This is a genomic window from Companilactobacillus zhachilii (assembly GCF_003606365.2).
Taxonomy (GTDB): Bacteria; Bacillota; Bacilli; order Lactobacillales; family Lactobacillaceae; genus Companilactobacillus; species Companilactobacillus zhachilii.
On the sequence record NZ_CP031933.2, the window covers coordinates 1,195,563 to 1,215,801 of the forward strand.

General features: G+C 35.3%; 28 protein-coding genes and 1 tRNA gene. 19 read left to right on the forward strand and 10 right to left on the reverse strand.

What is annotated here, in order from left to right; all coding sequences use genetic code 11:
- Positions 1-32 precede the first annotated feature (32 nt).
- Positions 33-1,343 (forward strand): dihydrolipoyl dehydrogenase family protein, encoded by a 1,311-nt coding sequence (locus D1B17_RS05350; RefSeq protein ID WP_120142692.1) that lies wholly within the window; start codon positions 33-35, stop codon positions 1,341-1,343.
- A gap of 757 nt (positions 1,344-2,100) precedes the next feature.
- Here D1B17_RS05350 and yaaA read toward each other — a convergent pair.
- Both yaaA and galE read right to left on the reverse strand, forming a co-directional pair.
- The gene (gene yaaA / locus D1B17_RS05355; RefSeq protein WP_120142691.1) at positions 2,101-2,850 is read right to left on the reverse strand and encodes a peroxide stress protein YaaA; all 750 of its coding nucleotides are present in this window, start codon (positions 2,848-2,850) and stop codon (positions 2,101-2,103) included.
- A 185-nt stretch (positions 2,851-3,035) separates the two neighbouring features.
- On the reverse strand, positions 3,036-4,028 hold the full coding sequence (galE, locus tag D1B17_RS05360) for a UDP-glucose 4-epimerase GalE (RefSeq protein ID WP_120142690.1): 993 nt from the start codon (positions 4,026-4,028) through the stop codon (positions 3,036-3,038).
- 591 nt (positions 4,029-4,619) lie between these two features.
- Here galE and D1B17_RS05365 point away from each other — a divergent pair.
- The 4 genes from D1B17_RS05365 to D1B17_RS05380 all read left to right on the forward strand — a co-directional run bounded on the left by D1B17_RS05365 (position 4,620) and on the right by D1B17_RS05380 (position 8,384).
- Positions 4,620-5,279 carry a class A sortase gene (locus D1B17_RS05365; protein ID WP_120144263.1) on the forward strand — a complete coding sequence of 220 codons (660 nt, stop codon included), beginning with the start codon at positions 4,620-4,622 and terminating at the stop codon, positions 5,277-5,279.
- Positions 5,280-5,399: 120 nt separating this feature from the next.
- Positions 5,400-7,709, forward strand: coding sequence for a single-stranded-DNA-specific exonuclease RecJ (recJ, locus tag D1B17_RS05370; protein ID WP_120142689.1), 2,310 nt, complete (start codon positions 5,400-5,402; stop codon positions 7,707-7,709).
- 22 nt (positions 7,710-7,731) lie between these two features.
- On the forward strand, positions 7,732-8,250 hold the full coding sequence (locus D1B17_RS05375; RefSeq protein WP_120142688.1) for an adenine phosphoribosyltransferase: 519 nt from the start codon (positions 7,732-7,734) through the stop codon (positions 8,248-8,250).
- Between the two features lie 44 nt (positions 8,251-8,294).
- Positions 8,295-8,384, forward strand: a tRNA-Ser gene (locus D1B17_RS05380).
- 52 nt (positions 8,385-8,436) lie between these two features.
- Here D1B17_RS05380 and D1B17_RS12560 read toward each other — a convergent pair.
- The 7 genes from D1B17_RS12560 to D1B17_RS05410 all read right to left on the reverse strand — a co-directional run bounded on the left by D1B17_RS12560 (position 8,437) and on the right by D1B17_RS05410 (position 12,333).
- Complete coding sequence (locus tag D1B17_RS12560; protein WP_166806620.1) at positions 8,437-8,622, reverse strand: hypothetical protein; 186 nt, start codon at positions 8,620-8,622, stop codon at positions 8,437-8,439.
- Entirely contained in the window at positions 8,615-9,775 is a 1,161-nt protein-coding gene (locus D1B17_RS05385) for a tyrosine-type recombinase/integrase (protein ID WP_120142687.1), read from the reverse strand. Before D1B17_RS05385 ends, D1B17_RS12560 begins: the two co-directional genes overlap by 8 nt.
- A gap of 154 nt (positions 9,776-9,929) precedes the next feature.
- Entirely contained in the window at positions 9,930-10,271 is a 342-nt protein-coding gene (locus D1B17_RS05390) for a hypothetical protein (protein ID WP_120142686.1), read from the reverse strand.
- Complete coding sequence (locus D1B17_RS05395; RefSeq protein ID WP_137432107.1) at positions 10,261-10,773, reverse strand: hypothetical protein; 513 nt, start codon at positions 10,771-10,773, stop codon at positions 10,261-10,263. The genes D1B17_RS05390 and D1B17_RS05395 overlap by 11 nt, the downstream gene beginning before the upstream one ends.
- A gap of 79 nt (positions 10,774-10,852) precedes the next feature.
- Positions 10,853-11,473 (reverse strand): DUF4064 domain-containing protein, encoded by a 621-nt coding sequence (locus tag D1B17_RS05400; protein ID WP_120142684.1) that lies wholly within the window; start codon positions 11,471-11,473, stop codon positions 10,853-10,855.
- Between the two features lie 52 nt (positions 11,474-11,525).
- Complete coding sequence (locus D1B17_RS05405) at positions 11,526-11,948, reverse strand: ImmA/IrrE family metallo-endopeptidase (RefSeq protein ID WP_120142683.1); 423 nt, start codon at positions 11,946-11,948, stop codon at positions 11,526-11,528.
- Positions 11,935-12,333 carry a helix-turn-helix transcriptional regulator gene (locus tag D1B17_RS05410; protein ID WP_120142682.1) on the reverse strand — a complete coding sequence of 133 codons (399 nt, stop codon included), beginning with the start codon at positions 12,331-12,333 and terminating at the stop codon, positions 11,935-11,937. The genes D1B17_RS05405 and D1B17_RS05410 overlap by 14 nt, the downstream gene beginning before the upstream one ends.
- 143 nt (positions 12,334-12,476) lie before the next feature.
- Between D1B17_RS05410 and D1B17_RS05415 the strand changes: the two genes are divergently transcribed.
- Positions 12,477-12,695: a helix-turn-helix transcriptional regulator gene (locus D1B17_RS05415; protein WP_120142681.1), complete on the forward strand. Its 219-nt coding sequence runs from the start codon at positions 12,477-12,479 to the stop codon at positions 12,693-12,695.
- A 195-nt stretch (positions 12,696-12,890) separates the two neighbouring features.
- Here the strand turns inward: D1B17_RS05415 and D1B17_RS12565 are convergent, their stop codons facing one another.
- The gene (locus tag D1B17_RS12565) at positions 12,891-13,052 is read right to left on the reverse strand and encodes a hypothetical protein (RefSeq protein WP_166806621.1); all 162 of its coding nucleotides are present in this window, start codon (positions 13,050-13,052) and stop codon (positions 12,891-12,893) included.
- 77 nt (positions 13,053-13,129) lie between these two features.
- On the opposite strand from D1B17_RS12565, the gene D1B17_RS05420 reads away from it, so the two are divergent.
- From D1B17_RS05420 to ssb, 13 genes are all read left to right on the forward strand, one after another.
- Complete coding sequence (locus tag D1B17_RS05420) at positions 13,130-13,612, forward strand: hypothetical protein (RefSeq protein ID WP_120142680.1); 483 nt, start codon at positions 13,130-13,132, stop codon at positions 13,610-13,612.
- A gap of 5 nt (positions 13,613-13,617) precedes the next feature.
- Positions 13,618-13,947 (forward strand): DUF771 domain-containing protein, encoded by a 330-nt coding sequence (locus tag D1B17_RS05425; RefSeq protein WP_120142679.1) that lies wholly within the window; start codon positions 13,618-13,620, stop codon positions 13,945-13,947.
- Complete coding sequence (locus D1B17_RS05430) at positions 13,948-14,181, forward strand: hypothetical protein (RefSeq protein ID WP_057891946.1); 234 nt, start codon at positions 13,948-13,950, stop codon at positions 14,179-14,181.
- A 13-nt stretch (positions 14,182-14,194) separates the two neighbouring features.
- Positions 14,195-14,446, forward strand: a complete 252-nt coding sequence (locus D1B17_RS05435) for a hypothetical protein (protein WP_120142678.1) — start codon at positions 14,195-14,197, stop codon at positions 14,444-14,446.
- Between the two features lie 69 nt (positions 14,447-14,515).
- Positions 14,516-14,890, forward strand: coding sequence for a hypothetical protein (locus D1B17_RS05440; protein WP_120142677.1), 375 nt, complete (start codon positions 14,516-14,518; stop codon positions 14,888-14,890).
- A gap of 26 nt (positions 14,891-14,916) precedes the next feature.
- Positions 14,917-15,765: a phage recombination protein Bet gene (gene bet, locus D1B17_RS05445; protein WP_120142676.1), complete on the forward strand. Its 849-nt coding sequence runs from the start codon at positions 14,917-14,919 to the stop codon at positions 15,763-15,765.
- The gene (locus D1B17_RS05450) at positions 15,686-16,546 is read left to right on the forward strand and encodes a PD-(D/E)XK nuclease-like domain-containing protein (protein ID WP_235805335.1); all 861 of its coding nucleotides are present in this window, start codon (positions 15,686-15,688) and stop codon (positions 16,544-16,546) included. Before bet ends, D1B17_RS05450 begins: the two co-directional genes overlap by 80 nt.
- 102 nt (positions 16,547-16,648) lie before the next feature.
- Positions 16,649-17,314: a DnaD domain protein gene (locus D1B17_RS05455; RefSeq protein ID WP_166806622.1), complete on the forward strand. Its 666-nt coding sequence runs from the start codon at positions 16,649-16,651 to the stop codon at positions 17,312-17,314.
- Positions 17,315-17,325: 11 nt separating this feature from the next.
- Positions 17,326-18,105, forward strand: coding sequence for an ATP-binding protein (locus tag D1B17_RS05460; protein ID WP_120142674.1), 780 nt, complete (start codon positions 17,326-17,328; stop codon positions 18,103-18,105).
- 13 nt (positions 18,106-18,118) lie between these two features.
- Positions 18,119-18,439 carry a hypothetical protein gene (locus D1B17_RS05465; RefSeq protein WP_120142673.1) on the forward strand — a complete coding sequence of 107 codons (321 nt, stop codon included), beginning with the start codon at positions 18,119-18,121 and terminating at the stop codon, positions 18,437-18,439.
- Positions 18,436-18,870: a RusA family crossover junction endodeoxyribonuclease gene (locus D1B17_RS05470; RefSeq protein WP_120142672.1), complete on the forward strand. Its 435-nt coding sequence runs from the start codon at positions 18,436-18,438 to the stop codon at positions 18,868-18,870. Before D1B17_RS05465 ends, D1B17_RS05470 begins: the two co-directional genes overlap by 4 nt.
- A 106-nt stretch (positions 18,871-18,976) precedes the next feature.
- Positions 18,977-19,705, forward strand: coding sequence for a phage antirepressor KilAC domain-containing protein (locus D1B17_RS05475; RefSeq protein WP_120142671.1), 729 nt, complete (start codon positions 18,977-18,979; stop codon positions 19,703-19,705).
- A gap of 3 nt (positions 19,706-19,708) precedes the next feature.
- Positions 19,709-20,173 carry a single-stranded DNA-binding protein gene (ssb, locus tag D1B17_RS05480; protein ID WP_120142670.1) on the forward strand — a complete coding sequence of 155 codons (465 nt, stop codon included), beginning with the start codon at positions 19,709-19,711 and terminating at the stop codon, positions 20,171-20,173.
- The last annotated feature ends 66 nt before the right edge of the window (positions 20,174-20,239 follow it).

The window sequence follows — 20,239 nt, forward strand, 5'->3', positions numbered from 1 at the left end:
TATAAGCGTCTTTTTGTATTGGAGGGAATCAAATGGAAAAGTTTGACACAATTGTAATTGGTGCTGGTCCAGCAGGTTTGGCAGCCGCTCATAAATTAAAAAGTAGTGGTCAAAAAGTGGCAATTATCGAAAATAATTTATGGGGTGGAACTTGCCCTAATCGGGGATGTGATCCTAAAAGAGTTCTGATCGGAGCGGTTGAAACCAGGGATCGTCTGGCTCAGTTGCAAGGCAAAGGTTTTGATGAGGTTCCATATGTGAATTGGAAGGAATTGGAAGCATTCAAGGAAACCTTTACCAAACCAGTATCACAAGGTAGCCGTAATGGAATCGTTAAGTCTGATATTACAGCCGTTGATGGTCAACCAAAATTTGTTTCAAAAGATGAGATTGTCGTAAATGGTCAGACACATTATCAAGCTGATAAATTTATTATTGCAACCGGACAACGTCCTAGTTATTTAAATATTCCGGGAAAAGAACATTTGCTCTCAAGTACTGATTTCTTGTCACTTAAGAAAATGCCAGCAGATATCACCATTATTGGGGCTGGTTACATTGCTTTTGAGTTGGCTACAATTGCTAATGCAACTGGGGCTAAGGTTCATATTGTTCACCATAATGATCGCTCGTTGAAGGAGTTCAATGAAAATTATGCCTTAGAATTAGTTAAGCAATTAGAAAATAAAGGTGTCGATTTTAACTTCAATATCGATACAAAAACCATTGAGCAAGACTCTGAAGGTAAGTATGTTATTAAAGCTGATAACTTCGAATTAACGACCGATTTAATTATCGGAGCCACTGGTCGAATTGCTAATGCTGACTTTTTGGATTTGGAAAAAGCTGGAGTTGAATATACTCGCCATGGTGTGAAAGTTAATGCTAAGTTGCAATCAACAAATAATAATATTTATGCAATTGGGGATGTCGTTGATACTAAACAACCTAAATTGACACCAGTAGGTGGATTTGAAGCCAATTATGTTGCCGATATTTTAACTGGTAAAACAGATGAAGATTTGGAACTACCATTAATTCCAACCGTAGTCTATGGCAGTCCTAAACTTGCCAAAGTTGGCGCTCAAGATGGTGCCAAAGTAGTTGATCAAGATGTGACAAGTTGGTTTACTTATAGTCATACTAATGAACCTAAAGCTAAAGTTAGAATCGTTTTGAACGATAAATCAGAAATTATTGGGGCAACATTGTTGAGCAATGAGGCTGATAGCTTGATTAATCTTTTGACGATGGCGATTAAGGAACATATGACACATTCAGATGTTGTTAAGGAAATTATGGCATACCCAACGGCTGCTAGTGATTTAGAGTATTTGTTCTAAGTATGCCGCCTACAGGAGCAATGAAATTAGGTCGCTGTGGGGACCGATTCGAGCCAAAAAGCGGTCTCGAATCTCGACTTTGAACCTCGCCAAGACCGCGAGTTTCAAAGCTCGTCCCGTGGTGTAAGCACTAAAGTGCTAACGCCACCTTCACAGCGACCTAATTTTATTGCTCCTTCCGGCTAGTGTATTCGTTGTTTTGAATAAATGACTGGTAGATTGGAGTATTAGTATAATCTGGACTACTCTTGTGTCAGTGACGACCAGAGCAACGAGGATTAAAGTATGTTTTGAGTGTTTCAATTTATAGATTAATAGTTAATAGTTAAAATTATGTGCAAATAAAAAAAGTGTGACAAAAATTAAGGTTCTTTCTCAACTTTGGTTATAGAATCGAATGTAAAAAAGCTAGATATCTTCTTGGTATATAAATCCAGAAAAATATCTAGCCTTTTATTAATATTCAATTTCGAATAATGTGTAATTTTTTATCGAATCAATTAATTAGTTATACAGTACAGTTTAAAAAAATAACGAATATATTAGTCTCTGGGTGCAAGAAATGTTGGTAGCAGTGAAGGTGGCGTTATGGCTTTAGCCATTACACCACGGGACGAGTTTTGAAATTCGCGTACTTTGCGAAGTTCAAAATCGAGACCTGAGACCTTGGCTCAGGTCGGTCCCCACAGCGCCAACATTTCTTGCACCCAGAGACGGCAACTAACCAAAATTTAGGTCAGACCTTTTTAATTGAAACTTATTTTTCTTGATAAATAAAAGTTAATCGGTCTTCTGTTGATAATTCTGCTGAAAATAGCCAGTCAGGATGATTAAATTTCTTGAGCGCGTTAATACTTGTGACATTATTTTCGGCCATATACCGAACCATTTCACCTCGGGCTATTTTGGCGAGGGTGGCTTTTGTCTTTAATTTTCCGTCTACTATACTGGCAAAAACTACGGTAATCATTTTTTGATTCTTTTTTAAAAACGGTGTGATTGTCTTGGCGTATTCTTGCGATGCTAGGTTGATAATAGTGTCGGAATTATTGGTCAAGGCTGTGTAGATTTGGGAATTCCAAAATTCATATAAATTGTCATAATTAGGTACTTTTAATTTTGATTGCATTTCCAATCGATACGGTACAACGCCGTCAAAGGGTCGAAGTATGCCATAAAAGCCTGATATTATTCTAAGGTTTTTGCGAACGTAATCTAGAGCAGGCTGGGTGAACAAATCTGGTGCCATGTATTGATATTGAATACCGTTAAACGCTAATAGGGCCGGACTTAATTGCTTTTCTAAATCAAGTTGTTGTAGCCATTTGTAATTGGGTTCCGCTAACTTATCACTACAATTCCACAGTTGTTTGGCTTCTGTATATGATAATTTGCGCATTGCTTTTAGTAATAATGCTGTTTTCTCAAGATATTGTGGTTGTGTTTCGTAATCGAAGGTATCATTATTGATACTCATTTTTTTTGCCGGAGCGATGATAATTTTCATGAAATTTTCCTTTTAAACTACTTGGAGCTTAATGTAATAAGATAAAAAGCACTCTAAGTCATTAATGTAGTAAAGTCAATAAGAGTGTCTGACAAAACATGATAAATCAAAGAAGGCTAGTAATCCGTTAATGGATTGCTAGTCTTCTTTGATTTAAGCGTAAAAGCTATAATTTGTTTAGTATCTTAATCTTCGTTATAACCATTTAAGTGTTTTGACTTAAAGTTCCAAGCATCGCTAATAACTTTTTCGACATCATCATACTTAGGTTGCCATTTGAGGATTGTTCTAGCTTTAGTTGAATCAGCAATCAAAGTACTTGGGTCTCCGGGACGTCTTGGACCAATCTTGGCAGGAATCTCTTTACCGGTTGCTTTTCTAGCAGCTTCCAAAATTTCTTTGTTAGAGAAGCCGTTTGAAGAGCCAAGGTTAAAGACATCACTGTCATTGCCAGCACGTAAGTATTCCATTGCGAGGCGATGTGCTTCAGCCAAATCTTCAACGTGAACATAGTCACGAACATTGGTACCATCTTTTGTATCGTAATCATCACCGAAGATAGTCAATTCATCTCTTTGACCAGCAGCGACTTGAAGAACTACTGGAATCAAGTGGGTTTCAGGATTGTGATCTTCACCAATCGAGCCATCAGGTTTAGCGCCACCAACGTTAAAGTATCTCAAGGCGACAAATTTAATACCGTAAGCTACATCACACCAATGCATGATTTTTTCCATAGCTAATTTGCTTTCACCATAAGGATTAGTTGGAACGGTTGGATCAGTTTCCTTAATTGGAATTTGTTTTGGTTCGCCATAAGTTGCAGCGGTTGATGAAAAGACGATGTGTTTGACACCAAAATTGTGCATTACTTGTAGCAAAGTAATCATACCGTAAGTGTTGTTATCAAAATATTTAAGCGGATCTTTCATTGATTCTGGAACGATAGAAAAAGCCGCAAAGTGTATAACATCGGTGATTGTTTCGTTTTGGAATAGTTTAATTAAAAATTCCTTATCACGGACATCACCTTCATAGAATTTAGCTTTTTGGTTGATAGCTTGAACGTGACCCGTGGATAGATTATCTGCTACAATTACGTCATAGCCGAGTTCACAAAGATGATCAACCGTGTGGGAACCGATATAACCGGCACCACCTAAAACAAGAATGCTCATATAGTTACCTCCAGATTCATTTATGGTTCTAATATCATAAGTCTATTATAGCCTATCTCTTAAGGATACATTTTAGTAAACTTAGTAAACATTGCAAGAAATTAAAGATTTAACTTTTAAGAGTTAATGTTCTAAAATATAAATTATATTGTAATTACTCGTGACACTAGTTGCTTTTTTGACTATAGAATTGAAATGATTTTTAAAGTCAAAAGATTCAGAATATATCCTATAATCCTGGTCGTTAATGGCAAAATAATACTTAAAATTATTTACCATTGATTCAAAAAAAGCAATGAACTAGCCGGAAAGAGCAAGAAATTAGGTCGCTGTGAGGGTGGCGTTATGGCTTTAGCCATTACACCACGGGACGAGCTTTGAAACTCGCTGTTTTTTCGAGGTTCAAAGTCGAGAGACGAGACCTTGGCTCGGCTCGGTCCCCACAGCGACTTAATTTTCTTGCTCTTGGAGGTGGCATATTTAACTAGCACCGCGAGTATTGTAATTAGATGTGATGCTTTTGAGTTTGGAAAAGCAGCTCAAAAATATCATTAAAAATATTTGTAAATTCATGGGAATGGAATGAAAAACATGAAGAAATTCTTTTCGATTTTTGGAACCATCCTTTTACTTCTCATTGCTCTGGCTTTGATTTTTAATCAGCCGATTAAAGAATATGCTGTTAAAAGAATTTCTAATGAAAATTTAACTAGTTTAACAGCCAAAAAGGCTAAAGAAAATGCTAAGAAAAAAGGTCAGTTTGATTTTAACAAGGTAAAACCTATTTCTGCTACCCAAGTTGCCAAAGCGTCTGTTAATAATGATGCGGCAGTAATTGGTAAAATGGCGGTTCCTTCAGTTAATTTACGTTTGCCTATTGTGGTCGGTTTAAGTGACAATGCTTTATCGACCGGTGGTGGAACGATGAAGGAAAATGAGAAAATGGGTAAATCTAATTATGCTTTGGCTGGTCATTATATGACTAATAAAGGAGCCTTGTTTTCACCATTGGAAGATGCTCAAATTGGCGATTTAGCTTATATTACCGATATGAAGCGAGTTTATACGTATAAAATTTATTTCAAAAAAATTGTACCGCCAACAGCCGTTTATTTATTAGATGATGTGAAAAATCAAAGTATCCTAACTTTGATTACCTGTGCTGATGGAGGAACCAATCGTTGGGCATTACAGGGTTCGTTGGTAAGTAGCCAACCAGCCAATAAAGGTACTTTAGCAGTCTTTTCTTAACGATTCCTTAAAAGAGTTTTGGAACGTCTCGTTTACTAATTAAGTTGTAAATGATATTTCAAGGCTTTTTTTTTCGGTTTGAAAATTGCTATAATTAACTAATTGTTAGTAGGTGATGGATTGACATTAATAAATTGGGAAAAGCGTAAGAATCCCACAAAAGAAGAAATAACTAAATTTGCGACCGATAGAAATCTTGACAGTTTAGTAGCTGAATTATTATTGGAACGTGATATTACCGATCCATTAAAAATTCAAACCTTTTTGCATAGTGATGCGACGGAACTACAAGATCCTTTTGGTTTGCATGATATGGACAAAGCCCTAGATTTGATTGACCAAGCGGTTGAATCAGGTGCTAAAATTGCGATTTATGGTGATTATGATGCTGATGGAGTGACAAGTACTTCGATTATGAAGTTAACGTTACAAAAATTAGGCAATAAGCCCATTTTTTACATTCCGGACCGTTTTAAAGATGGTTATGGCCCTAATTTAGACCGTTATAAATTTTTGGCTGACCAAGGAATCGATTTGTTAATTACCGTTGATAATGGCGTCAGTGGTAAGGAACAAATTAAATATATGAAAGATCGTGGTATCAAAGTTATCGTAACAGATCACCATGATTTGCCAGAGGAATTACCAGAAGCGGATGCAATCGTACATCCAACTATTCCCGGTTCAGAATATGTTTGTCCTTATTTATCAGGTGCTGGGGTAGCATTTAAGATTGCTGATGCTTTATTAGGCGAAGAAGCCATGGATCTGATTGATTTAGCTGCCATTGGGACTGTAGCCGATTCAGTAGCTTTAAAAGGTGAAAATCGGGTTATTGTCACTGAAGGACTTAAGCAGATGAAGCAGAACCATCATGTTGGTTTATCGGCATTGCTTAAGAAATGTAAAGTTAAATTGGCTGATATTAATGAAGAAGATATAGGTTTTAAAATTGCTCCACGAATCAATGCCCTAGGACGTTTGGAAAATGCTTCCTCAGGGGTTGAATTGTTGACGACCGGTGATGAATCCTTTGCTAAAGAAATTGTTGACGAGACTGAAGATATCAATTCTAAGCGTCAAGAATTAGTTCAGACGGCCTTTGATGATGCCCAAAGTCAAGTAGCTGCCCAAAAAGATAATGGTGTGTTAGTTTTGAAGGGCAACGGTTGGCATCAAGGTGTGCTGGGAATCGTAGCTAGTCGCGTTATGGACCAAGAAAACAAGCCCGTTTTGGCAACGCAATTTGATGAAAATAGTGGCGTGATGAAGGGATCAGGTCGAAGTCCAGAAGGTTTCAACCTCTTTGTCGCTTTAAACAAGCATAAAGACCTCTTTACAGCCTTTGGTGGGCATGCTCAAGCGTGTGGATTTTCTATCGAGGAAGAACAACTTGATAAACTGACAGAACTCTTGCAAACAGAACCTGCCGAGCAAGAGTTTGACCCACAGGCACCGGTTGTAAAAAATTACGATTTGAATTTAACAATTGCTGATTTAAATCTTGATTTAATTAAGAAAATCAATCAGTTGGCACCGTTTGGAATGGGGAATCCCAAGCCAGTTATTAAGTTGAAAAATGTCTCGTTAACACAATCTAAAGCGATTGGTAAAGATGGCAGTCATTTGAAGACGATGGTGGCTGACAGTAACCGTCAAGTTGCTGCTATTGGTTTTGGGATGTTTGCTAAGGAACAGTCCACTGATACCGATATTTGCGATGTTTATGGTGAGATTGGTATTAACGAATGGGCTGGTCGTAAGAATTTGCAACTAATGTTAGATGATTTTCAAGTTTCACCAGAAGCTCAAACAATTGCTGATTTGAAAGAAGTTTATCTTGATTATCGAAATAAACGACTTTCAACAGCTATTTTGAATCATTTTGATAGTATTGTTTTCTTCAATGAAGTCTATTATGAAGCCGCTAAGAGATCCGATGTTAAAGCTAAGTTGATTCGATATGACGAAGAGTGCGATGGTAAAAATATTTTGATCTATGATCGACCACATAATATTGAATTATTCAAAAATTTTATTAAAGAAAATAAAACACAACATACAGCGTTATTTTTCCATACAGATTTGACAGCACGTTATTTAAAACCTGATATGGCAAAGATGAAAACGCTTTTGAAATATTTGTATAGTCATCAAAATATTACTGCCGATGGTATGGATTTGGTTGCTCAATATTTGAATTTACAAAAAACTGATGTAGATTTTTATTTAAAAGTGTTTTTTGAGTTAAATTTTGTTAAAATAGTAAATGGCTTTGTTGAAAAAGCTGATGCTTCACAACAACGCGAATTGATTGAATCTCCGACATATTTAAAGAGATTACAACGCAATGATGTGGAAAAAATATTAATTGAATCCAACTTTGACGATCTCTTATCTTGGATGAGTGATTACGATTGCCATTGTTAGGTTGAATGGGGAATTTAAAAAAATGGATATTGATTTTAAGAAATATGTTGCTAATGTTCAAGATTTTCCAGAACCTGGTGTACTATTTCGAGATATTTCACCATTGATGGCTGATGGTAAAGCGTACGCTGCAGCAACCGATAAGATTGTTGAATATGCTAAGAGCCGTGGTGCAGAAATGATTGCCGGACCAGAAGCACGTGGTTTCATCGTGGGATGCCCAGTTGCATACAAGATGGGCGTTGGTTTTGCACCAGCTCGTAAGAAGGGGAAGTTACCTCGTGAAACTGTTTCAGTTTCATATGACCTTGAATATGGTCAGGCATCACTATACATGCAAAAAGATGCAATCAAACCAGGTCAAAAGGTACTAGTCGTTGACGATTTGATGGCCACTGGTGGTACTTTAGCTGCCACAATCAAGTTAATTGAAAAATTGGGTGGAATCGTTGTTGGGACTGCCTTCTTGATCGAATTAACTGATTTGCACGGTCGTGATAAAATTAAAGGGTATGATATGTTTACTCTTATGCAATATTAATTTAAAATAAGGTCTGTGGTATTATTATTACAGACCTTAACCATGGAGAGTTGGCAGAGTGGTAATGCATCGGACTCGAAATCCGACGAACCTGTTTTATAGCAGGCGCGCAGGTTCAAATCCTGTACTCTCCTTATTTAGAATAAAAGAGAACGTAAGTTCTTATAAAAATCAAGAGGAACGCTGTTAAATCAGCGTTCCTCTTTTTTGTTTTCCAGAGAATGTAATAGAATTTAAAAGTGCTTTGCGCATTTCTTTGCGCATGCGCAGAATATTGCTATTTTTACCATGTATACCAATTTTTCTAAAAGGGCATTGCGCAGACGATATTTTTCCTAAACTCATTTTGAGCAAAACAACTACGCTAATCATTGTCATCACTAGGTTTGTGTTCATTTGTTATGTTATCAAATATATCTTTTAATTCTATATTTTGCTGAAGGGATGTCTTGTCAAACAAATGGGTATAGTATTTCAAAGTTGTTTTTAGATCCTTATGTCCAGCATGTTTTGAGACAAATTTAGGATTCATACCCGTATCCATCAAATATGAAATGTGGGTGTGACGAATATCATGAAAGCTAACAATCTTTTTTGAATTTATAAGATTAAGTAGATCTTTAAGAGAATCATTAACTGTCTTAGATTGTACTAATGTTCTGTACTTAGTTCTAAAAACAAAGTCAGGGTCGTTTATATAATCAATTGACTTGAAATATAGTTGTTGCTCATATTTATAATTTCTAAGAACTTCTAAGCACTCATCAGATATAGTTAATGTTCTTACACTAGAAGGAGTTTTTGTCTTTTGCAGTTCAGTCTCATCACGCCTGTAAGCTTTATTAACTAATATCGTAGAGTTATCAAAATTAATTTTATCCCAAGTAAGGGCTGTAACTTCTTCATATCTCATACCTGTTTGAGTCGCAAGGTAGATCATTGTTGAAGAAACGTTTGAGAACCCTGATTTTGCTTTTGATATTTTGATTAAGTTTACGTAATCAGCTGGTTCCAGAAATTTGTCATCTTCTTTTTTTGATTCTCTTCCAGCGATTAGATCAACATTTTTTGTAAAATCCCTATGGATAATGCCTTCTTCAATAGCATCTACTACCATTTGATGTATGAACGATTGATATTTTTGCATTGTGACAAGAGTGCGCTTTTTTCCAAATTCATTCATAAAAAGTTGATACTCTTTTCTAGTCACGTCCTTAAGTTTTTCATCAGGGAAGTGTTTTTCAATAACTTTTTTGGTGAAATAATAACGATTAACAGTGGACTTCGAACGTCCTTCTAATTTGTACGTTTCAATCCATTCCTTAAAGTATTCAGAGAATGAAACGTCCTTCTTTGAAAGATTAACGTTATTAGACTTGTCCATCTCTAATTTTCTGGCAGCTTCCTCACAGTCGGCTTTTCTTATGTATCCGCCGTGAGTTTTATTTCTGTATTTACCAGTTATTGGGTCCTTATATGAAACGCGATATTCCCATTTACCACTACGTTTATGGATTGTAGCCATATTGACCAAATCCTTTCTAAAGTAAATTTTTAATTCGATTTTTATTGATACTCATTAGTTTTAATTTAAATAAATTGACGGTTAGGAGAGATACGTCAATTTATAGGGGCACGTATGTTCTTTTGACGCTAAAAATAAAAAGCCGATGAAGGCTTTATTTAGTAAGTATTGCGATTAGTAATCCGGTAAACACAGCACCGAAAATTCCTAAAATCCAATATAATAATTTATTGCTAGATTCAACTTGATTTTTTACACTAACAATCTTTTCTTCAATTACATCAGACCTGTGATCAATTTTTTCAGATAATAATTCTTGAGTATGTTTAAGTTCTTCTTTAGTAGCATATTTATCCATATTTGAACTACCTCCGTTACCATTGTGATTATTTGAATTGCCATTACTGCTTTTTTCAATTGTACCACCGTCGAAGGAGTCCATGTTATTAGGAGGAATATTTTTGTAATTATCTAATTGAATTATTTTAACGTCCATTGGAATCCTCGTGTAGATATGAAGTAGGGACAACAGTAGTATAAATATATTCTTTTGAGATTGATCCGTCTCTTAATGATTCTCTATTTATAACAACATTAACTCCCAGAAGATTATAATTTGTGCCGTTAAAGGGAGATATCAATTCAAATGTGTGGTCTAATCTGAAAACACTATAATCAGAATTCAGCTTTTTATTTTCTGTATGTATTAACTCATTAACATTAGCTTTAATACCAGCAGCCGGCTTTAAATTCATACCATTATTAGATGGTGTATCTGACCTATCATTCATTGCGTACAAATTGAAATCAAGCGATTGGATTGTATTAGTTCCATAAGGTATATATGTGTCGACTTTTAAATTAATTTTTATCTTTGCACTTGAATCAACGTCATCGTATATTTTTCCTTGTAATAATTTAATATTGAATTTTACTACACTTGGTTCCTCATAGACAGCGTATTTATCAAACGGATTGTTCATAATTGTTACCTCCATGTATGGCTTTTTATATACCCAAAATTTGTTTCTTTTTGGAACTGTCTAAAATAAAAAGCCGTTTCCGGCTAATTATTAGTTATTCACCGTCATATTTAAAAGAACCAAATAAAGACGTGTGAGCAAGCCTATTACCAGTGCTATCTTCTATAGTTATGTATTTACTTGCATCGCCTACAGAGTTATCTCCGGGCATATAGCTGCTAGACATCTTAATTCCTAAATCCCATGCACTTTTACATACACTCTTTAGTTCATTGCTTGAAAGTGATAAAGCGTCGTCAGAAAGAACCAAGACAGTATTTCCACTGTCATTGTCTACATATGCGTTAGTCAGAGCACCATTGGATTGATCAGGAAGAGTAGTAAGGGCATTTTTATAATCGTCAAAGTTTTTTTGATCATTCGCTTTTTTAGTCGCCTTAACCTTTGCGTCTTCGTTATCCTTAGATTTTGGTTTTGAAGAAGTTGCATTTGCCGTAGGTTTAGACTTTTCTTTTTTCTTTGTTGCAACTTTTTCAGTTTTATTCTTGGACGATTTATTTGAATTAGAATCATCTTTATCAGCAGATATTCCAATTGAAATAAGTAAACAAAAAATTGTTAAAAATACAAAAAGAGAACCCCATCCTTTTCTCTTGTTTTTAAACAGGTAGTAAACCATAAAACCCATAAAAATGGTAATAAGCCACATAATCATAATAAAGCCCCCTAAAATTCAGCTTTTAATGTCATCAGTTTTTGGACAATTTTTAATCTCCGATATCAGGAGAGCCATATTTATATCTTAAATCCTGATAAGTTTCAGGTAAATGACCGTTTTCTTCTATATATAAGTTTGTGACAACTGACATAGCAAATGCATCAGCTTCACGCTCAGTCTTTCGCTTATGAACGTCATTCGATACATAGTAAGCAGACAAGCCCTCATGCTCTAAAACGTGTCCAATTTCATGAGCCAAAACGAAATACCTTTGATTTGAATATTTAATACTTTTAGCAAGAACCAAGAAGGGGGCACGGAACATATAATTTGTTTTAGCTAGCGGTTTTGGACCAATATTCTTCCAATATATATCAAGATTGAGCTTTTCAGCCCAAATAAATGGATCAAATGTGTTATATCTTTTACCGATATTAAAGACAAGTTTATTTAATTCTTTAGTGCTTGTCATTTCCGTCTCTTCCTTCTCGCTTTTTAATTTTCTTTAATCGTTCCCAAAAGATTTGAGTTAGGGCAATTTTTACTCTTTCATTTTCTTCCTCAGTAATACCTTCACCATTAAAAGCCATTCCACCTGTTAAGTTTTGATCAAGAAAGTCTTTAAAATCAATGACATCTTTTTTTGTTGCCCAATCAGGTGTTTGATTTCTTCCATATAAGTAGTCAAGAGTCACACCGTAGTAATTAGCTATTTTTAAAGTTGCTGCTTGATCGGGCTCACGTTTTCCTTGTTCCCAAGAAGCATACGTTGTAGGAGCAACGCCTAAGTCTTTAGCGATTTCTTTTTGTGTTCTGTGTTTATTGTTACGTAAATCTTTAAGTCTATTAGAGAACATATAAATCACCTCGAATAAAATATACTACACAAATTGCGTATTTATATAAAAATACACAAAAAGAGTAGAAAACTATTTACAATACACAAAATGCGTAGTATATTATAACCATAGCAACGTGATAAGCGTAGAAAGGAGACAAGATGAAACAAAGAAAATGGTTGAAATCTATCAGAGAAGATAAAAATATGACACAATCAGAATTCGCAGAGTATTTAAATATTCCGGTTACAACGTATGCCTCATGGGAACAGGGAAACAGAAATCCAAGTATTGCTAAAGCAAAAGAAGTATCAGAACAGCTGAATATTGAATGGACTATTTTTTTTGATATTCAGCTACTCAAAACGAGTACCGATTGATGATTTCGTTGCCGATTCATAACATTAACTACACATTAAGAGTACAGGAAAGCTGCTAGACGTTCATATAGTTAAACGTCAAATATTTGTAGCAATTGCAGGTGAGATATATGAAAAAAAGTCAAAATAAAAAATCACTTATTGAGAAAGTGATTTCGATTGGAACTAATAAGGCTATTAAAAAAATGGATAAGGCTATTGATGATTTTGTTCATGATAAGCCTTCAAAGCAGTCAAAATAGCTAAATTTGTATATTGAGAAAACAGTTTGAATGGTGGTTTCCAGAAGAAATTTAAATCAACCATTGATTTATCTCTTAATGCATCTAGTTCTTTTGCAATTTTACTAATATCCATATTATTTCACCACCTTTCTAGTCAAATTATAGACGTTTTGTATTGATACGAAAGGTATGCAAAGGAGGTGATAAGAATTGAACGACGTAAACATATTTCAAGAGTTCGTTGATTTGATTCAACGGCATCATTACAGCTACACAGAAATTGCCTTTATGGCTGGAGCCAAAAATAAACAGTCAGTTGGTCAATGGATCACAAAAGGACGAATCAAAGAAGAGTATGTCATTAATTTGGCGAATTCGGTTGATGATGATCGTTTCGTAATGGCGATGAATTGTTATATATACCATCTGCCGTCAGCCTTACTAGACCTTGTAAATGAGTTTACTGACGATTCACTTGGATTATTAATAGGCACTCAAGAAGTCGATACAGACAGCGATGGCGCTATTAGCAATATGGTTCACGAATTAAGCAAGAAAGAACCTGATATTGGAGTTATCAAATTAGGCGTTAAAAAAATGACTAGAACAAGTGAAATCATGATGTTGGCTTCTAGAAAATTATGTAACAGATTTGGAATCACTATGAAACAAGCTGTATTAGAAAGAGGGTGACATAGATGCAGGAACCAGCAGTAATTCCTTTCGGTATGCCTGAAAAAGATGGATATATTTTGATTTGGGCACGTAAAGATAAAGTCAATGATCTTGTAAACGAACCGATAGATAAAGACATCAAGCTTATGCCTTGGGCTTGCAAGGTAGCAGGTTGTTCAGCTCCTACGTTAAAGAAGAAATTGTTTAGATATCGTGATGTATTGGATATGGACAACGGTGGCTGTGTTAGATACTCAACTGGTTCTGGTAGTCCATGGAAGTTTTCGGCACCTGAATTCAGAGATTTTGTTTCAAAGCACAAAAAAGAATTTATGAAATCGGAGGAATTATAAATGTTTGATCCAGAAGAATATAAGAAACAAAGAAAACTAGCTAAGAGCTCGTTCAAAATTGAGCAGGTTCCAGAAAAGAGCTTGTTACTAATTAAGCAAGGATATTCAAGTATGGAGGAATCATTTGATTCTGAAATTCCTGAAGAAGTTATTTTTCAATGGTCCGAAGCTGGCTTGAACGCAAAGTTTATTAAATCGGAAAAAGGAAAATATACTTATAGATTTACATTTTAAGGGGATGAACAGCATGGATGCAGTATTTTTAGCCACTTTAATCGGTGCAGCAAGTTTTGGCATTGGAGATGTTCTAGGTCAGCACGGTGGACTTTTAAAGAACATGGACGTATCCGAACGAGATAGAGCCAACGTTAATCACTGGATTGATAGCAAATTAGATAAGTTATTTGGCAATGAACCTGATGATCCAAATAAGATTATGAATTTAACAGACTATGCTCCAGAAATTTTGGCACAAAAAAAGCGCTCTAGCTCCAACTAGAACGCTTAAAAATAAAATATTTAGCAAAATATTTATACGTTAATTATATCACGAATAGGAGAAATGAAAATGGAATCAATTAAAGGTTACGACAGCAGCTATTTAATGGACGAACAAAGATATAGAGCATTGAATGGGTTTAATGATAATGACGTTGATCCAAACGAAGGATATTTCACAGTTGATGGTGAAAAAATTACTGATTACAAAGGCGAATCAATTGATGCATATTCAAGCGTTTATGAATTCGATGATTTCTATTTCACACTTGATGATGTTGATTCATTTATCCAATTCTTATTAGAAAAAAATATCTATGGTGTTAATCAATTATTTGATTGTATGACGCCTCAAGGAAAACGCGACTTTTTACAAAAAGGATTCAATCAAGAAACTAATGACTTCATAGAGCAGTTTGATTTTGAAGAAGTCGAACGTAGCTAATCAATTAATTACTGGAGGATTTAATAATGGCTAACGAAGTTAAAGAGAAAGACAAAGATTTGATGTCAACGGAATTTGAGGTTAATGGTCAAAGTGTAAAACTAACGTCAAATACAGTTAAAACCTTTTTGGCAAATGGTAATGGGAAAATCACCGATCAAGAAGCGCTTATGTTTATTAGCTTATGTAAGTATCAACATTTGAACCCATTCTTAAATGAAGCTTACTTAGTTAAGTTTGGCAATAGTCCAGCTCAACAAATTGTATCTAAAGATGCATTTATGAAACGGGCAGAATCAAATAGCGAGTATGACGGATTAAAAGCCGGTTGTATCGTTCAAAGAAATGATGACATCAAGTATACGAAGGGAGCTTTTACCTTAGATACTGACAAGATTTTAGGTGGCTGGGCAGAGGTTTACCGCAAGGATAGAAAAGAGCCAATTCATATTGAAATCAGTTCTAGAGAGTTTTCTAAGGGACAAGCAACTTGGAAACAAATGCCTGCCAATATGATTCGTAAGACAGCAATCGTTAATGCTTTACGTGAGGCTTTCCCAACTGATTTAGGTGCTATGTATACAGAAGACGATGCTAACACGCAACAGAACACTTCAAGAGCTGATGAGGCACCACACAATGAGCCTAAAAAGAACCTTGATGATTTAGTTGGCAACGTTTCAAACAAGCCAGAACAAGCAGATAAGCCTGTTAAAGATGTAACGCCTGATCCTGTTAAAGAATCTAACTCAATGAGCGATGAAGAAGCTAAACGAGCTTATGACGAGATTAAGAATGGGGGTATTGATGACGATGCTGAAACAGGAAAAGAATCAGAAGCAGAATCAGACGGACAAACCGATCTATTTAAATAGTGAGAACTACTACGATTCAGAAACAGATCAGCAATATCAATCACCAACTTTTTTTAAGAAGTTCCTAGCATGTGAAGCTGAGGCAATGGCAGAAATCAATGGAGAGTACAAGCCAGACTTCAAGAAAGCTTTACTAGTTGGTAATTACCTGCATTCATTTTTTGAAAGTCCTGAAGCTCATCAGAAATTTATCGATGAGAACAAAGAAGACCTACTTTCTAAGAGAAAGCCTCATGGACTTCTCAAAGAGTATAAAGATGCTGATAAGATGATTGATACCTTGAAAGACGATGACGGCTTTAAACAGCTCTATCAAGGTGATAAAGAAGTAATCGTTACCGGTCAAATCGATGATGTTGATTGGAAAGGCAAGGTTGATTGTTTGAATCTTGATCGTGGTTATTTCATTGATTTAAAGACTACTCAAGATATTTTGAAAGAATATTGGAATTCAGAAGAACGTATCAAAGAATCATTTGTTGCTAAGTGGAACTATCAACTTCAAATGTATGTATATCAGGAATTAATTCATCAAACATTTGGTGTTTGGTGTGAACCATATATAGTTGCTGTATCAAAGCAAGATGTGCCTGACAAGGCAATTATATCGATTCCGAACGAGCGTCTGACGGAGGCTGAACTGTTGATTGAACGAGAACAGCCACACATTGAAGATGTCAGACATGGAATTGTTGAACCAGAACGTTGTGAACGATGTGAGTATTGCAGAATGACTAAGAAACTAGGAACTATCGTTTCTATGGATGATCTAATTCAGTAAGGGGGTGAAGATTTGAACTATCTAAAACAGCTTTTATCATTCTATGATGCGCTCGAACTAAATCCATTGAACTCATCAGAAATTGCTTTATGGCATGCCTTAATGTCCATAAACAATAAGTCTGCATGGTCAACTACATTTACGGTAGCGTCATCGGTGTTATGTACAAAAGCAGGTTTAGGAACTTCAAATTTCTTTAAAACTAGAAACACCCTCACTCAAAAGGGATACATCAAATGGTCTTCATCAGGATCTAATAAAGCAGCGAGGTATCAAATCAAGGTACTTTATAGTTCCTTGTCTACACATAGTGTAGACACTAGTGAAGACAGTAGTATAGACACTCGTATAGGCACTAGTGTAGACACTAGTAGAGCATTAAATAAACATAAACAAAAAGAAACTAAACCTAAACAAAATCATCAGGGCGATGATGAGCTGTATCGGAATCTAATTACGACGATTCAACAAAACTTTGGAATTAATTCAACTAAGCCATTAATGCAAGACGATTTGAAATATACACTCCAAGACTTTACTAACCAAGGTACGACATATGCAGAAGCAATTGAGATTGTTACTTATGCAGTCAAAATCGCTGTTACATACAGTGCAAACACGTGGAGCTATGTACAAGGAATTATTAAACGCTGGATTAATAGCAGTTTATTTACGATGGCTGAAATCAAAGAGTATCAAGAAAAGCCTAAACAAAATAAAAATGGTTCAGGACAGGATGAACACTATAATTACGATCCGATCTTTTAGGAGGTGCTAGTTTGGAATCTTTAAATTTAGATGGTCCAATGAGACGGATTGCTGCTAAACACGGGATTGATTTATCCAAGCTAGATTTTAATGACCTTCTAGCAAGTAGGGATGAACGTGAGGAGCAAGAGGCAATTAAATTTACAAGAATTAATAATAATTTTAAACGAACTAGAACATTTCAAAGCTCATTAGTAAGTGATTTTGAAGACCTTAAACAGACGTTTGATGATTTTAATGTAACTGATGAGAAGCAGCAAAAAGAGCTTAATAGGGCTAAGAATATAGCTACTAGAATCATTCAAGGTGAGACAGGTAACTTTACATTTTCTGGTCCAGCAGGTTCAGGGAAAACGATGTTAGCGATTAGTATTTTGAATGCAATTAATAAATCAAAGTGCGATAAAACATGCTATTTCTTGAGTTTTGAAATGTTTATGAGCAAACAAAAAGCATCTTTCAATGATCCATCTTTAAAAAAAGACGTTCAGAAGATTGAAAAATGTATTCAGAACTGTGATGTATTTGTTCTTGATGATTTAGGCAGTGAAACGTTCATGCAGCACGTTGATAAATTCAAGAAAAAGCCTACACAGGCTAGTGAGTTTACACAAGAAACGCTGTTTAGGTTTGCTGATTATCGCAAGAGCAAAACTAATATTGTTACAACGAATAACTCAAGTACGGAGTTACAAGATATTTATAATCCAAAAATTTACAGCCGATTAATTGCCAAAAATATGGGCAATGCAATCAAATTTGATAGCAAAGATATGCGAAATATTTTTTAGGAGGATTTCAAAAATGTTAGAAACAAGACAACTTAGATTACGACCAGAGCAGAAAACATTGCTATTGCCACAAGGCGAGTACAAACGTGACAGCATCGATAATCTTAATAAGACACTAGTGGTTGCTAGTGATGTTACAGAGAACGTCTATACACAGCTTTATGGAGTAATCGAGCATTTAACGGCGTTAGATCAAGAATGCTCACAATATCATGGTGATCAAGATTTGAACAACGAAATTATTATGGCTGGCTCATTATTAAATCATATTCAAAAACGTATCGACCAAAAACTAATGGATGCTAATCCACACATCGAGGATGTTCAAATTTGAGTAAAGAACTAATTATGACCGTTGATGATGAACCAGTAGCCGCAGCACGTCCTAGAGTGACACGTTGGGGAACTTATACGCCGCCAAAATACAAAGCGTTCAAATCAAAAGTAGAACTTCAGTATCGAATGCAACACCATAACAAGCAAATATTTGAAAGAGGTTTGCCACTTGTTGCTCACTACCACTTTTACAGGTCAATTCAAAAAGGCTTGTCGAAGAAAGAGCATGACAGGCGGGCTAGGCATGAGGTTAGACCGACAGTTAAGCCTGATTTGGACAATTACATTAAAGCAATTCAAGACGGCTTACAAGCATGCTGGTTTGATGATGGACAGGTTACTGATTACCACGTTAGTAAAGATTATGACGAACACCCACGTGTTGAAGTCAAAATTTGTGAGGCAAATAAAGATGAAAAACATATTTAAAGCAGCTATTGATATTAATCATGTTAATAAATCAAAGCTTGCCATTTGTTTCAATAGCAATTTTAGTATTTGTAGTTTCACTATTTTTTAACCGGAGGACAAATAAATGAATCAATTAATAAAAGTAGACGTTAAAAACAACCAGCAAGTTTTGAGTGCTAGAGATTTATATAACGGTTTAGAAATTGCTCAACGTTTTAGCCGCTGGGTAGATAAGAATTTTGAAATGTTTGAAGAAAATATTGATTATGTGCCCTGTACATCAAGTACACAGCAAAATCAATATGGTGGAACTAAAGAAATAGATGATTATACGATCACAATAAGCATGGCTAAGGAATTGGCAATGATGGTCAGAAATGACAATGGTAAAAGATACCGCAAGTATTTCTTGAAACTTGAAGAAAAATGGAATGATCCTCAAGAAGTAGTTAAACGAGGTTATGAAATTCTTCAAGATGAAAATATTCAATTAAAACTTGAAAATAAAAAGCTCAAGCCTAAGGCTACATACTTTGATAAAATCATGGCTAGTAAATCATTAATGATCACTACAACAATCGCTAAGGATTATGGAATGAGTGCGCAAGCATTTAATAACTTGCTTAAAAAACTCAAGATTCAATACAAATTGGGTGGCATCTGGTATCTATATTCTAAATATCAAGAAAACGGCTGGGTAAGCTCGTCAACTAGAATTATTGATAACAAGCCACGTATTATAACTAAATGGACGCAAAAGGGGCGTGCAGGACTATATAAGTTGTTAAAGGCACACGATATTGTTCCTATGATTGAAAAATTAGACGTTAAGACAGTAACTATTGGAGGATAAGTAATGATTAATAGAATAGTCCTAGTAGGACGCCTAACACGTGATCCAGAATTGAAGCGTACAGCTAATGATGTGGCAGTTGTGAGCTTTACATTGGCTGTAAACAGACGATTTACTAATTCTCAAGGGGAACGTGAAGCAGATTTTATCAGTTGCATTATCTGGAGAAAAGCCGCCGAGAATTTCGCTAATTTAGTTCATAAAGGTTCTCTTGTTGGAATTGATGGACGTATTCAAACACGTAACTATGAGAATAAGCAAGGTAATAGGGTTTATGTAACAGAAGTTGTCGTTGAGAATTTCTCATTACTTGAAAGCAGAAATGCTAATTCAAGCGATAGCACTAACGATAATTCAAATAAAGCACCTAACTATAATCAATCTAAAAATTCAAACACTAATGTGAGTGATCCGTTCGCTGATAACAGTAAACCGATTGATATTAGTGATTCAGATTTACCTTTTTAAGAAATGAGGTTGGATTTATGAATTATGCAGATGTTTATCAGGATTTTGTAGAGGATATATTTGAGC